This window comes from Streptomyces melanogenes (assembly GCF_014649795.1).
In the GTDB taxonomy this organism is placed as follows: domain Bacteria; phylum Actinomycetota; class Actinomycetes; order Streptomycetales; family Streptomycetaceae; genus Streptomyces; species Streptomyces noboritoensis.
Map to the genome: position 1 here is coordinate 212,212 of NZ_BMTS01000006.1, position 12,569 is coordinate 224,780.

Sequence of the window (12,569 nt, forward strand, 5' to 3'; positions counted from 1 at the left end):
GGAGGGCAGGACGGCTGCCCCCGGCCCTGCCCTCGTGGACACCCCGGCCCAGCTCGGGACGGCCGCGCTAGGGTCGGGTCCATGGCAGACAGCGCACTCGACCTGACCCTGGACGGCCCCGCGCTCACCGCGTGGCTCGTCGACTTCCCGTCCGAGAGCGGAACGGAGAAGCCGCTCGCGGACGCGATCGAGGCGGCCCTGCGCACGCTGCCGCACCTGACCGTGGACCGCCACGGCAACAACGTCGTGGCCCGCACCCACCTGGGCCGGGCCGAGCGGGTCGTCCTCGCCGGGCACATCGACACCGTCCCGATCGCCGACAACGTGCCCTCCCGGCTCGACGAGAAGGGCGTCCTGTGGGGCTGCGGCACCTCGGACATGAAGTCCGGCGTGGCCGTCCAGCTGCGCATCGCCGCGACCGTCCCCGAGCCCAACCGCGACCTGACCTTCGTCTTCTACGACAACGAAGAGGTCGCCGCACACCTCAACGGTCTCGGCCATGTGGCAGACGCACACCCTGACTGGATCGAGGGCGACTTCGCGGTCCTCCTGGAGCCGTCCGACGCCCAGGTCGAGGGCGGCTGCCAGGGCACGCTGCGGGTCATCCTGCACACGGCGGGGGAGCGCGCCCACTCCGCGCGCAGCTGGATGGGCTCCAACGCCGTCCACGCGGCCGCCCCGATCCTGGCCAGGCTCGCCGCGTACGAGCCGCGCCGGCCGGTGATCGACGGGCTTGAGTACCACGAGGGCCTGAACGCGGTACGGATCGAGGGCGGCGTCGCCAACAACGTCATCCCCGACGCCTGCGCGGTCACCGTCAACTACCGCTACGCCCCGGACCGCACCGCCGAGGAGGCGCTCGCCCACGTCCGCGAGGTCTTCGCGGACTGCGAGATCGCCGGGTTCACCGTCGACGACCACTCGGGCGCGGCCCTGCCGGGGCTCTCGCACCCGGCCGCCGCGGCCTTCATGGCGGCGGTCGGCGGCACCCCGCAGCCCAAGTTCGGCTGGACCGACGTGTCCCGCTTCGGCGCGCTCGGCGTGCCCGCCGTCAACTACGGTCCCGGCGACGCCCTCTACGCGCACAAGCGGGACGAGCACGTGGTCGTGGACCGGATCACCCACTGCGAACGGCGACTTCACGCCTGGCTGACTGCCTGAATTTCGTCATTCGTAACGTAAGTCGTCCTACCCTGGCCGGACGCGTCATATGACTCAGTCAGCGGAGGGAGCACGCAATGGCCAACCCCGAGGGAGAGTTCCCGGGCGAACAGCGTCTTGAGCAGCGGCTCGGGCCGGTGCTGCGCCGCCGCGACCAGGTCCAGGCCGGTACCACCGACCAGCGGCTCCTCGACACCGAGGGCGACTCGGAGTGGGTGCACACCGACCCCTGGCGGGTCATGCGCATCCAGTCCGAGTTCGTGGAGGGCTTCGGCGCGCTCGCCGAACTGCCGAGCGCCATCAGCGTCTTCGGCTCGGCCCGCACGCCGGTGGGCTCGCCGGAGTACGAGGCGGGCGTGGCCATCGGGCACGCGCTGGTCGAGGCGGGCTTCGCGGTGATCACCGGCGGCGGGCCGGGCGCGATGGAGGCGGCCAACCGGGGTGCGCGCGAGGCGCGCGGCGTGTCGGTCGGGCTGGGCATCGAGCTGCCCTTCGAGCAGGGGCTCAACCCGCACGTCGACATCGGCGTCAACTTCCGCTACTTCTTCGTGCGGAAGACGATGTTCGTGAAGTACGCCCAGGGGTTCGTGGTCCTGCCCGGCGGTCTCGGCACGCTGGACGAGCTCTTCGAGGCGCTCACCCTCGTCCAGACCGGCAAGGTGACCCGCTTCCCGATCGTGCTGTTCGGGTCGGCGTACTGGGCGGGCCTGGTGGACTGGCTCCGCGACACGGTGGTAGGCGGCGGCAAGGCCTCCGAACGCGACCTGCTCCTCTTCCACGTCACGGACAGCGTGGAGGAGGCGGTGGCCTTGGTGACGAAGGAAGTGGGGCGGTAGTTCGTCTGCGGACCGTGGTGGGTTGCTCGCGCAGTTCCCCGCGCCCCTGGGTGGTCCGGGGCGCGGGGGAAGTCCGGCTAGGCCAATCCCCGCCGGGCCACCGCAGGCTCGCGGTGGCCCGCGATGGAGGACACCATGTCCAGGACCTGGCGGGTCTCGGCGACCTCGTGGACCCGGTACACCCGTGCCCCCAGCCACGCCGACACCGCCGTCGTGGCCAGAGTGCCGAGCACCCGCTCCTTCACCGGCCGGTCCAGCGTCTCGCCGACGAAGTCCTTGTTGGAGAGCGAGACCAGGACCGGCCACCCCGTCGCCGCCATCTCGCCGAGCCGCCGCGTCGCCTCCAGGCTGTGGCGGGTGTTCTTGCCGAAGTCATGACCGGGATCGATCATGATCCCGTCCCGCCGCACCCCGAGCGCGACCGCCCGCTCGGCGAGCCCCACCGTGACCCGGAGGATGTCCTCCATCACGTCCTCGTACGCGATCCGGTGCGGCCGCGTGCGCGGCTCCACGCCGCCCGCGTGCGTACACACCAGCCCCGCCCCGTACCGCGCGGCGACCTCCGCCAGCTTCGGGTCGACCCCGCCCCACGCGTCGTTCAGCACGTCCGCGCCCGCCTCGCAGACCGCCTCCCCGACGTCGTGGCGCCAAGTGTCGACGCTGATCACCACGTCCGGATGCCGCCGCCGCACCTCGGCCACGAAACCGACCGTGCGCCGCGCCTCCTCCTCGGCCGTCACCTCCTCGCCGGGGCCCGCCTTGACCCCGCCGATGTCGATGATGGCAGCGCCCTCTGACACCGCCTGCTCCACGCGGGCCAGCGCGGGCTCGTCGCGGAACGTCGCACCCTGGTCGTAGAAGGAGTCCGGGGTCCGGTTGACGATCGCCATGATCACCGGCTCGTGCGCGTCGAACTCGCGCCGTCCCAGCCGCAGCATCCGCTGTTTCCTCCTCGGGTAAGACGCCCGTGACCTCAAGGTTCCGTGTCGGGCGGGCCGGTCCGCGCCGCCCGACAGACCCTAACTCCCAGCCGCGCATGGCACGATCGGACCCGACGGATTCCGGCTGGCGGGGAGAGGCTTCGCGCGTGTTCTGGTTCTTGCTGATCGCCATGGTCGTGGTGGTCGCCGCGGTCACGCTGGCCGTGGTGGGCGGCGGCGACGGCGCCGTACTGCCCGAGACGGGCCCCGAGGGGCTGTCCGACCCGCTGCCCGAAGGCCGCCCGGTCGAGCGCGCGGACATCGACGCCCTGCGGCTCCCGGTGGCCGCCCGCGGCTACCGGATGGCCGACGTCGACGACGTACTGAGCCGCCTCGCCGCCGAGCTCGCCGAGCGCGACGCCCGGATCACCGACCTCCAGCAGGCGCTCAGCGCCGCCCACGCCCCCCGCGACGAGGAGCCCCGCCAGTGAGCACCGCCATCCCCGGCCCGGACGGCCGACTGCGCTGCCCGTGGGGCCTGTCCACCGCGGACTACGTCGACTACCACGACACCGAGTGGGGCCGCCCGGTCCACGGCGACGACGCCCTCTACGAACGGCTGTGCCTGGAGGCCTTCCAGTCGGGCCTCTCCTGGATCACCATCCTGCGCCGCCGCGAGGGCTTCCGCCGCGCCTTCGCGGACTTCCGGATCGCCAAGGTGGCCGCGTTCACCGACGAGGACGCGGCGCGGCTGCTGACCGACGAATCGATCATCCGCAACCGCGCCAAGATCCAGGCGACCCTCGCCAACGCGCGCGTACTGGCCGACTGGGCCCCCGGCGAACTGGACGAACTGATCTGGTCGTACGCCCCGGACCCGGCCACCCGCCCGGCCCCCCGCACCCTGGCGGACGTCCCCCCGGTCACCGACGAGTCGACGGCGCTCTCCAAGGCCCTCAAGAAGCGCGGCCTGCGTTTCATCGGCCCCACGACGGCGTACGCGCTGATGCAGGCCTGCGGTCTGGTGGACGACCACTTGGCGGACTGTGTGGCCCGGGGCTGCCGTACCCCTTAAGGGGTACGGGCCCCAGATGGCTCAGCGCCCCACATATTTCGGCTTCTCCTTCGCCAGGAACGCCGCCACCGCGATCCCGTGGTCCTCGGAGGCCCCCGCCCGCGTCTGGAGCTCGTCCTCCTTCTCCAGCGCCTCGGCCAGCGAGTGCCCCGCCCCGTACGCCAGGGACTCCTTCAGGGCCGCGTACGCGAGCGTCGGGCCGTCGGCCAGCGCGCGGGCCACCGCCGCGGCCTCGGCCGCCAGCGAGTCGGCCGGGACCAGCTTGTTCACGATGCCGAGCTCGTACGCCTCCTGCGCCGAGATCGAGCGCGGGAAGAGCAGCAGGTCGGCGGCGCGCGAGTGGCCGATAAGGCGGGGGAGCGTCCAGGAGACGCCCGAGTCGGCGGTCAGCGCGACCCCCGCGAACGAGGTGTTGAAGGCGGCCGTGTCCGCCACCACCCGGTAGTCGGCCGCCAGCGCGAAGCCGAAGCCCGCGCCCGCCGCGACCCCGTTCACCCCGGCCACGACCGGCTTGGGCATCTCGGTGAGGGCCTTCACGATCGGGTTGTAGTGCTCGCGGACCGTGCTCATCGTGGAGCCGGTGCCCGCCGCCCGGTCCGCCGCCAGCAGGGCCACGTGCTCCTTGAGGTCCTGGCCCACGCAGAACGCCCGGCCCGTCGCCGTGAGCAGCACCGCCCGCACCGCGGGGTCCGCGGCAGCGGCCCGGGCCGCGTCCCGCAGGGCGACCTTGGCCTCGGTGTTCATGGCGTTCATGGCGTCGGGACGGTTGATCGTGATCGTCGCGAGCCCGTCGGTCACCTCGTAGAGCACGGTGTCGGCCATTGGGATGGATCCCCTCCGTTGCGGTGTCGTGTCCGCCCAGCATGGCGGAGATCATCGACGCCGCACATGTGACCTGCGTCAAACAATCCCGGCCACCGTCCGGACCGGGGGTGGCGAAGTATCGCAGGCGGATCGCCGAATTGGGTGGTTTTGATAGAGCGCGTTGCGCAAGCGATGCCGACCGATGTTGGTCATCGGGTCCTGCGATGCGGGATAATGACCTGGAAGCAATGTGTTCGATGCCGGTAACACGGTGCCTGTCATGGGGCCGCCGGCTGCGATGAGCTGGTTTCAGGAAGGGGAAACAGCATGGCGGCCATGAAGCCGCGGACGGGCGACGGCCCGCTCGAGGTGACCAAGGAGGGGCGGGGCATCGTCATGCGCGTTCCGCTCGAAGGCGGCGGTCGGCTTGTGGTCGAGCTGACCCCGGACGAGGCCGAGGCGCTCGGTGACGCTCTTAAGAAGGTCGTCGGCTGATTCAGCGGGCTTGACCCCCAATCTGCCCCCGCCCCGGGCCGGTACGTACGTACCGGCCCGGGGCGGAGTAGTTTTCCGGGGTGGTTCCGGGGCCGCGGAGCCCCGTGAAGAGCCGTCAGCCGCGCTTCACGGCGCAGAGCAGGCCGTCGCCCACCGGCAGCAGCGACCCGGTGAGCTCCTGGCTCTCGCGCACGGTCCGCAGCAGGTCCCGCAGCCGCAGCACCTCGGCGGGCTGGACGCCGGAGTCGACCGTGCGGCCGTCGGCGAAGACCCCTTCGAAGCAGACGATGCCGCCGGGCCGCAGCAGGCGCAACGATTCAGCGAGGTAGTCCAGGGACTCCAGCCGGTCGCCGTCGCAGAACACCAGGTCGTATCCGCCGTCGGCGAGGCGCGGCAGTACGTCCAGGGCGCGCCCGGGGATGAACCGCGCCCGGTTCCCGGCGAAGCCCGCCGCGCGGAACGCCTGCTTGGCGAACTGCTGGCGGTCCGCCTCCGGGTCGACGGTGGTCAGCACGCCGTCCGGCCGCAGGCCCTGGAGCAGATAGATCCCGGAGACGCCGGTTCCGGTGCCGATCTCGGCGACCGCCTTGGCGTCGGCGGTGGCAGCGAGCAGGCGCAGCGCGGCCCCCGTCCCCGGGGACACCGAAGGCAGTCCTGCCTCCCGGGACCGCTCGCGGGCCCAGCGCAGCGCGTCGTCCTCGGCGACAAAGGCGTCGGCGAACGCCCAGCTCGTCTGCCGGTTGGCGGTAATGGCCCTCTCCTGTCCCCGTAGTTGGCGCGCAACGGTGACTGTATCCGCTGCACCCGGGAACCCGCAGATGGGACCGGGCGTTATGAAGGGCGGGGGGATACATGGACGAGACGGCCGAGTACGGAATCCCGGTCCCCGAGCGGTCCGGGAAGCAGCGCGGTTCGAGGGGCACGAAGGCAGCCCGAAATGCGCGTAAAGATTCTTATCCGGAGCTAACGGGCGAGGTGGCTATGGTAGGGGCTCCACTGGACACCACCAGAGCCGACAGGGGAGGTGCGGCTGCGCCTGTGGATCGGGGAGGAGTGCTCCGGCGCTTTCTCAGGTCGGCGGGTGAGCCGAAATCCGTGACCTACACCGCTGACCGTTCCAACGCCGCAGACTCCGCAGCCACCGCGACCTTCGCCGACGCGGATTCCCCGGCGTGGACCCCTCCCACCTGGGAGGAGATCGTCAGCACGCACAGCGGCCGCGTCTACCGCCTCGCCTACCGCCTGACGGGCAACCAGCACGACGCCGAGGACCTCACCCAGGAGGTCTTCGTCCGCGTCTTCCGCTCGCTGTCGACCTACACGCCGGGTACGTTCGAGGGCTGGCTGCACCGGATCACCACCAACCTCTTCCTGGACATGGTCCGCCGCCGCCAGCGCATCCGCTTCGACGCCCTGGGCGACGACGCGGCCGAGCGCCTCCCCAGCCGCGACCCGTCCCCCCAGCAGGTCTTCAACGACGCGCACTTCGACGCCGACGTCCAGCAGGCGCTGGACACCCTCGCGCCCGAGTTCCGCGCCGCCGTCGTCCTCTGCGACATCGAGGGACTGTCGTACGAGGAGATCGCCGCCACCCTCGGCGTGAAGCTCGGCACCGTGCGCAGCCGGATCCACCGCGGCCGCTCGCACCTGCGCAAGGCCCTCAAGCACCGCTCGCCCGAGGCCCGCGCCGAGCAGCAGCGTGCCCTCGCGGGGGTGGCGCCCGGCGCCCCGGGGGCGGTCGGAGAGGGGACCGCGTGACCGGCACCAGTCCCACTCCCGCGGAACAGCATCTGGGAGACCGCCTCGCCGCCCTGGTCGACGGCGAGCTCAGCCATGACGCGCGCGAGCGCGTCCTGTCGCATCTGGCCACCTGTCCCAAGTGCAAGGCCGAGGCCGACGCCCAGCGCCGCGTCAAGAGCGTCTTCGCGCAGACGGCACCGCCCGCCCCCTCCGAGGGCCTGCTGGCCCGCCTCCAGGGGCTGCCCGGGGGGTCCGGAGGTGACGACGACGGTCGGGGACCATTCGGCGGGGGCCGCCTCGCCGGCGGAGTCTTCTCGCCCGGAGTCCTGAGCGACCCGCGCGACCCGGCCGGGCGCTTCGGCTATGTGCCCGGCGGGGCCCATGCGACCGTCCTCGACGGGCCGCTGCCCGGGCGCGGCTTCCGCATCCACGAAGTGGGCCGCCCCGAAGAGCGTTCGGGCTCGCCGTGGCGCGGGCGCAGGATCGCCTTCGCCGCAGCCAGCGCCGTCTCGTTCGCCGCGATCGCGCTCGCCGGCGCGGTCCCGTCGGACTCGGGCGCGGACACCAGCGCCCGGGGCGAGGGTTCGGGCCGCAATGTCACGCCGCTGCGGGCCCAGAGCCCGTCGGCCGGTCCGGCCTCGGGCAGGTCCCTGTCCGTGGAGTCGGAGCGCAGACACGGCGGCGCGGCGAGCGCACCCCTGGCCCCGGAGCCCACGGCGCCGGTCCCGATGGGTCTGGCCGGGCTCAACGGAATCCCGTCCCAGCCGTCCCAGCAGTTCGGCAACCCGTTCCGCGCCTCTCTGCTGAGCAGTTCGTCTCTGCCTCCGCTGATACGTCCGGCGGTCGCCACCCTGGCGATGCGGCCGGTCGCACCGCCGCCCGCGCTCCCCGGCGCGACCCCGTCCGTACCGCCGACGCAGCTGGCGGCTCCCCGGCACTGACCGTGCCCTGCGCTCCTCCCGGCAAACCTGGTTGAATCCCTGGGAGGGGTGCCCCCGGGGGCACGCAGGACAGTTGCGGGGAGAGCATGAACGACGGGAAGCCCACCGGGTCCAAGCCGAGATGGTGGAGCCGTCCCACCCCGCGCGGGGACGGCTCCACGGCCGAGGAGACGTACGACCTGGCTCCGCCGGAGGCGCCGGTTCAGGGTGAGCCGGTGGTTCCGGGTGCGCCGGAGGCCTCCGTTCCGGCTGAGCCCGTTCAGGGGGAGTCGCCGTACGCGCTGGCCCAGGGCGAGCCCGTCGAGGACGAGTCGGCGTATCGGCTCGCGCCGCCCGCGCCCGCCGAGCCCGTCCATGAGCCCGCGCCCGCCGAGCCCGCATCGGCTCAGCCCGCGCCCGTCGCGCCCGTCGACGAGCCCGGCCGCGCCCCCGCCGCCCGGCCCGAGGACATCGCGGCGCCCCGGCGGCCCCTGCACGACCCCGATCCGTACGGGACGCCGCCGTACGGCGGGCCGGGGCCGTGGGCGCCCGCGCCTCCCGTGCAGCGGCCCGCGCCGCCCGCCGGGGCGGTCCCGCCCCAGGGGGCCTACCCGGCACCGGAGGCCCCGGCCCCGTACGCGGTACCGGAAGGCGCCCCGCCGGTGCCGCCCTCGTCCCAGTGGGTGCAGTACGACCCGTGGGGCGCGGCCGGGCAGCCGCTGAGCACGGCCGGGGTGCCGCAGAAGCGGAAGTCGAGCCGTGGCGCGCTCGTCCTCGGGGCCGTCGTCCTCGCGCTGGTCGCGGGCGGCATCGGCGGCGGGGTCGGCGCGTACATCGAACGCAACGGCGTCACGCACGTCGACCTGCCACAGGCGGGCAAGGGGCCCACCGGGCGCGCGCCCGACAGCGTCGCCGGGATCGCCGCGAGCGCCCTGCCGGGCGTGGTCACGCTGCACGTCAGCGGGGAGAGCGAGTCCGGCACCGGCACCGGCTTCGTGCTGGACAACGCCGGGCACATCCTCACCAACAACCACGTCGTGCAGCCCGCGGGCTCGTCCGGCGACATCAGCGTGACGTTCAGCGGCGGCGAGACCGCCCGCGCCACGGTGGTCGGCCGGGACTCCGGGTACGACCTCGCCGTGGTCCGCGTCACCGGAGTCACCGGGCTGAAGCCGCTGCCGCTCGGCAACTCCGACAACGTCCAGGTCGGCGACCCGGTGGTGGCCATCGGCGCCCCCTTCGACCTCTCCAACACCGTCACCTCGGGCATCATCAGCGCCAAGGAGCGCCCGATCACGGCGGGCGGCGAGAAGGGCGACGGCAGCGACGTCAGCTATGTCGACGCGCTCCAGACCGACGCCCCGATAAACCCGGGCAACTCGGGCGGCCCGCTGCTCGACTCGCGCGCCCACGTCGTCGGCATCAACAGCGCGATCCGCGCCGCGGGAAACAGCGACAGCGGCGGCCAGGGCGGCTCCATCGGCCTGGGCTTCGCGATCCCGGTCAACCAGGGCAAGCGGGTCGCCGAGGAGCTGATCAACACCGGCAAGGCCACCCACCCGGTCATCGGGGTCACCCTCGACATGAAGTTCACCGGCGACGGCGCCCGGGTCGGCGCCAAGGCCGCCGACGGCAAGCCGTCCGTGACCCCCGGCGGCCCCGGCGCCACCGCGGGCATCAAGCCCGAGGACGTGATCACCAAGGTCGACGGCCAGCGGGTGCACAGCGCCGAGGAGCTGATCGTCAAGATCCGCTCGCACCGCCCCGGCGACCGCCTGGAGCTGACGCTCAAGCGCGGCGGCCAGGAGCAGCGGCTGACCCTCACCCTGGGCTCCGCCACGTCCTGACGAGCCCCTGAAGCGCCCCTCGGCCGCCCGCACGCCCTGCCGCGCCCCTGCCCCCGGGTCACCTATCGGTCACCCGGAGGGCAAGCGGCGGCCAAAGGTCACCGGGTAGGTACCGTTTCGACAGTTTCGACGGGTACCGTGGAGCGGTCCATGACTGGACCCGGGAGCAGAGCCACGAGGAGCAGCAGGTGTTCAACGACATAGGGCCCATGGAGCTCGTCACCCTCGTGGTCCTCGCTGTGCTCATCTTCGGCCCGGACAAGCTGCCCAAGCTGATCCAGGACGTCTCCGGCTTCATCCGCAAGATCCGCAGCTTCTCGGAGACCGCCAAGGCGGACATCCGCGCCGAACTCGGCCCGGAGTTCAAGGACTTCGAGTTCGAGGACCTGAACCCGAAGACGTTCGTACGCAAGCAGCTCATGGACAACGACGACCTGGGTCTCAAGGAGATCCGCAACAGCTTCGACCTGCGCAAGGACATGGAAGAGGTCGCGGACGCGGTGCACGGCCGCGAGAGCGCGTCCACCGGGTCCACCACGGCCGCCAACGGCTCGGCCGCGGGGGTGGCGGGCACGCCCGACCTCCTCAAGAAGCGCGACAAGCTCGACCCCGGCGAGCGCCCCCCGTACGACGCCGACGCGACCTGACACAACCCCCCGGCTTTCGTACAGGACGTCAATCCGAGCCACGTCAGCACCGTCATTCCCGGTGGGCGGGGCCGGGGTGGCTATCCTCCATAGGTCCGGAAGCCAGGACGCCCGAGGGGGGCGGGCCGCTCCGGACACCTACGGATCGAGGAGGCGGCCGGGCAGTGGAGACGACGAGTCGGGTAGCGGCACAGGGGTCCACCGAGGACACCCCGTCCACACCGGAAGGGGTGCCGGCGGCCCGGCGTGCGGTCGACGGCTATCTGCGGGCGCCGTTCGCCTGGTACGGCCTGGACGAGGCCTTCAGCGGGCCGCGCTGGCTGATGCAGGTGGCCACGGCGGCGGACGGCACCGTGCAGCACGGGTCCACCGGCCACGGCGACGAGCCGTCGATACGGCCCGACGCGGCCGACCGCTCCGCCGCCGACCGCGAGCGCTTCGCGGTGGTCGTGAGCGTGCCCGCCAACCCCACGCGCCGCAGCGGCGACGGTACGGGAGTGCTGGAGGCCACCTCGGTCTCCTCCGCGGCCTGGCTGGCCGGGTCCGGGCTGCTCTCGTTCACCTGGCCCGCCCAGATGGACCACGTGCTGCGCGGCGAGTGGCTGGACCAGCAGACCGAGGCGGCGTGGGAGCTGGCGGACGATCTGGCCGGGCCGGACTGGACGACGCTGTCGTTGCCGGTGGACGGGGTCGCGACGCCGTTCCACTACCGGGAGTCGGAGTTCGGTTGGGTGCTGGCCGGTACGGCCGGGGGCGGGGTGCATCTGGGGGCGTACGGGCGTGGGTTGAGCGCGTACGGGCTCGGCTTTGCCGTGGTGCGGGACATCACCTCGTACGCCTAGGTCCGCTTCGGCCGGGGGCGTCTTGCGGCTGCGGGTTGTGGTGGGTTGCTCGCGCACTTCCCCCCGCCCCTAACCGTTCGTGCCACAGCCATGAGTAAGGGGCGCCCAGCAATTGTGGGCGCCCCTTACTCGTACTCTCTGCTCTAGAACTTGTTCCTCGGCGTGATTCCCAGCGACATGCCCGACAGGCCCCGCTGGCGGCCGCCCAGCTTGCCCGCGATCGCTCGCAGGGCCGCGCCCGCCGGGGAGTCGGGGTCGGAGAGGACGACCGGCTTGCCGTCGTCGCCGCCCTCGCGCAGGCGGACGTCGATCGGGATCGAGCCGAGCACCGGCACGTTCGCGCCGGTCGTCTTGGTCAGGCCCTCGGCGACCTTCTCGCCGCCGCCCGTGCCGAACACGTCGACCATCTCGTCGCAGTGCGGGCAGGGCAGGCCCGCCATGTTCTCGACGACGCCGACGATCTTCTGATGGGTCTGGACCGCGATCGAGCCCGCCCGCTCGGCCACCTCGGCGGCCGCCTGCTGGGGGGTCGTGACGACCAGGATCTCCGCGTTCGGGACCAGCTGGGCCACCGAGATCGCGATGTCGCCGGTGCCCGGCGGCAGGTCGAGCAGGAGGACGTCCAGGTCGCCCCAGTAGACGTCGGCCAGGAACTGCTGGAGGGCGCGGTGCAGCATCGGGCCGCGCCACACGACCGGGGCGTTCCCGGGGGTGAACATGCCGATGGAGATGACCTTCACGCCGTTCGCCGACGGCGGCATGATCATGTTCTCGACCTGGGTGGGCTTGCCGTCCACGCCCAGCATGCGGGGCACCGAGTGTCCGTAGATGTCGGCGTCGACGACACCGACCTTGAGTCCGTCCGCCGCCATCGCCGCGGCGAGGTTCACCGTCACCGAGGACTTGCCGACGCCGCCCTTGCCGGACGCCACCGCGTAGACGCGGGTCAGCGAGCCGGGCTTGGCGAAGGGCACCTCGCGCTCGGCGGTGCCGCCGCGCAGCGACGTCGCGAGCTCCTTGCGCTGTTCGTCGCTCATCACGTCGAGCGTGACGTCGACGCGCGTGACGCCTTCGACCCGCTCGACAGCCTCGGTCACGTTCTTCGTGATCGTGTCGCGCATCGGGCAGCCGGAGACCGTCAGGTACACCGTGACCGCGACCGCCCCGTCCGTCCCGATCTCGACCGTCTTGACCATGCCGAGCTCAGTGATCGGTCGGTGGATCTCTGGGTCGTTCACCGTCGCCAGTGCCTCGCGCACCGCGTCATCCGTAACCATATGGA

The 12,569-nt window shown here is 72.5% G+C and carries 14 protein-coding genes; 10 read left to right on the forward strand and 4 right to left on the reverse strand.

Features of this window, described 5'->3' with window-relative positions; all coding sequences use genetic code 11:
- Nucleotides 1-81: 81 nt before the first annotated feature.
- Nucleotides 82-1,161, forward strand: coding sequence for a succinyl-diaminopimelate desuccinylase (dapE, locus tag IE252_RS15575; protein WP_190089995.1), 1,080 nt, complete (start codon nt 82-84; stop codon nt 1,159-1,161).
- Nucleotides 1,162-1,238: 77 nt separating this feature from the next.
- The gene (locus tag IE252_RS15580) at nt 1,239-1,997 is read left to right on the forward strand and encodes an LOG family protein (protein ID WP_190089996.1); all 759 of its coding nucleotides are present in this window, start codon (nt 1,239-1,241) and stop codon (nt 1,995-1,997) included.
- A gap of 77 nt (nt 1,998-2,074) precedes the next feature.
- Here the strand turns inward: IE252_RS15580 and folP are convergent, their stop codons facing one another.
- Nucleotides 2,075-2,935, reverse strand: a complete 861-nt coding sequence (gene folP / locus IE252_RS15585) for a dihydropteroate synthase (protein WP_190089997.1) — start codon at nt 2,933-2,935, stop codon at nt 2,075-2,077.
- 149 nt (nt 2,936-3,084) lie between these two features.
- Between folP and IE252_RS15590 the strand changes: the two genes are divergently transcribed.
- Together IE252_RS15590 and IE252_RS15595 are read left to right on the forward strand one after the other, a co-directional pair.
- On the forward strand, nt 3,085-3,408 hold the full coding sequence (locus tag IE252_RS15590) for a DivIVA domain-containing protein (RefSeq protein WP_229848390.1): 324 nt from the start codon (nt 3,085-3,087) through the stop codon (nt 3,406-3,408).
- A complete protein-coding gene (locus IE252_RS15595; RefSeq protein ID WP_190089999.1) occupies nt 3,405-3,992 on the forward strand; it encodes a DNA-3-methyladenine glycosylase I in 588 nt (195 codons plus the stop codon). The genes IE252_RS15590 and IE252_RS15595 overlap by 4 nt, the downstream gene beginning before the upstream one ends.
- A gap of 21 nt (nt 3,993-4,013) precedes the next feature.
- Here IE252_RS15595 and chcB read toward each other — a convergent pair whose 3' ends face one another.
- Entirely contained in the window at nt 4,014-4,814 is an 801-nt protein-coding gene (gene chcB, locus IE252_RS15600; RefSeq protein WP_190090000.1) for a 2-cyclohexenylcarbonyl CoA isomerase, read from the reverse strand.
- 309 nt (nt 4,815-5,123) lie between these two features.
- Here chcB and IE252_RS15605 point away from each other — a divergent pair, with 309 nt between their 5' ends.
- Nucleotides 5,124-5,291: a DUF3117 domain-containing protein gene (locus IE252_RS15605; RefSeq protein ID WP_009997451.1), complete on the forward strand. Its 168-nt coding sequence runs from the start codon at nt 5,124-5,126 to the stop codon at nt 5,289-5,291.
- A 115-nt stretch (nt 5,292-5,406) separates the two neighbouring features.
- Here the strand turns inward: IE252_RS15605 and IE252_RS15610 are convergent, their stop codons facing one another.
- Complete coding sequence (locus IE252_RS15610; RefSeq protein ID WP_190090182.1) at nt 5,407-6,111, reverse strand: O-methyltransferase; 705 nt, start codon at nt 6,109-6,111, stop codon at nt 5,407-5,409.
- Between the two features lie 161 nt (nt 6,112-6,272).
- Between IE252_RS15610 and sigE the strand changes: the two genes are divergently transcribed.
- From sigE to IE252_RS15635, 5 genes are all read left to right on the forward strand, one after another.
- The gene (gene sigE / locus IE252_RS15615) at nt 6,273-7,049 is read left to right on the forward strand and encodes an RNA polymerase sigma factor SigE (RefSeq protein ID WP_190090001.1); all 777 of its coding nucleotides are present in this window, start codon (nt 6,273-6,275) and stop codon (nt 7,047-7,049) included.
- The gene (locus IE252_RS15620; RefSeq protein WP_190090002.1) at nt 7,046-7,972 is read left to right on the forward strand and encodes a zf-HC2 domain-containing protein; all 927 of its coding nucleotides are present in this window, start codon (nt 7,046-7,048) and stop codon (nt 7,970-7,972) included. Before sigE ends, IE252_RS15620 begins: the two co-directional genes overlap by 4 nt.
- A gap of 86 nt (nt 7,973-8,058) precedes the next feature.
- Nucleotides 8,059-9,798 carry a trypsin-like peptidase domain-containing protein gene (locus tag IE252_RS15625; RefSeq protein ID WP_190090003.1) on the forward strand — a complete coding sequence of 580 codons (1,740 nt, stop codon included), beginning with the start codon at nt 8,059-8,061 and terminating at the stop codon, nt 9,796-9,798.
- 188 nt (nt 9,799-9,986) lie between these two features.
- On the forward strand, nt 9,987-10,445 hold the full coding sequence (locus tag IE252_RS15630; RefSeq protein WP_190090004.1) for a sec-independent translocase: 459 nt from the start codon (nt 9,987-9,989) through the stop codon (nt 10,443-10,445).
- Between the two features lie 164 nt (nt 10,446-10,609).
- Nucleotides 10,610-11,287 (forward strand): hypothetical protein, encoded by a 678-nt coding sequence (locus IE252_RS15635; protein WP_190090005.1) that lies wholly within the window; start codon nt 10,610-10,612, stop codon nt 11,285-11,287.
- A gap of 143 nt (nt 11,288-11,430) precedes the next feature.
- Here IE252_RS15635 and IE252_RS15640 read toward each other — a convergent pair whose 3' ends face one another.
- Nucleotides 11,431-12,564 (reverse strand): Mrp/NBP35 family ATP-binding protein, encoded by a 1,134-nt coding sequence (locus tag IE252_RS15640; RefSeq protein WP_101389933.1) that lies wholly within the window; start codon nt 12,562-12,564, stop codon nt 11,431-11,433.
- Nucleotides 12,565-12,569: the final 5 nt, after the last annotated feature.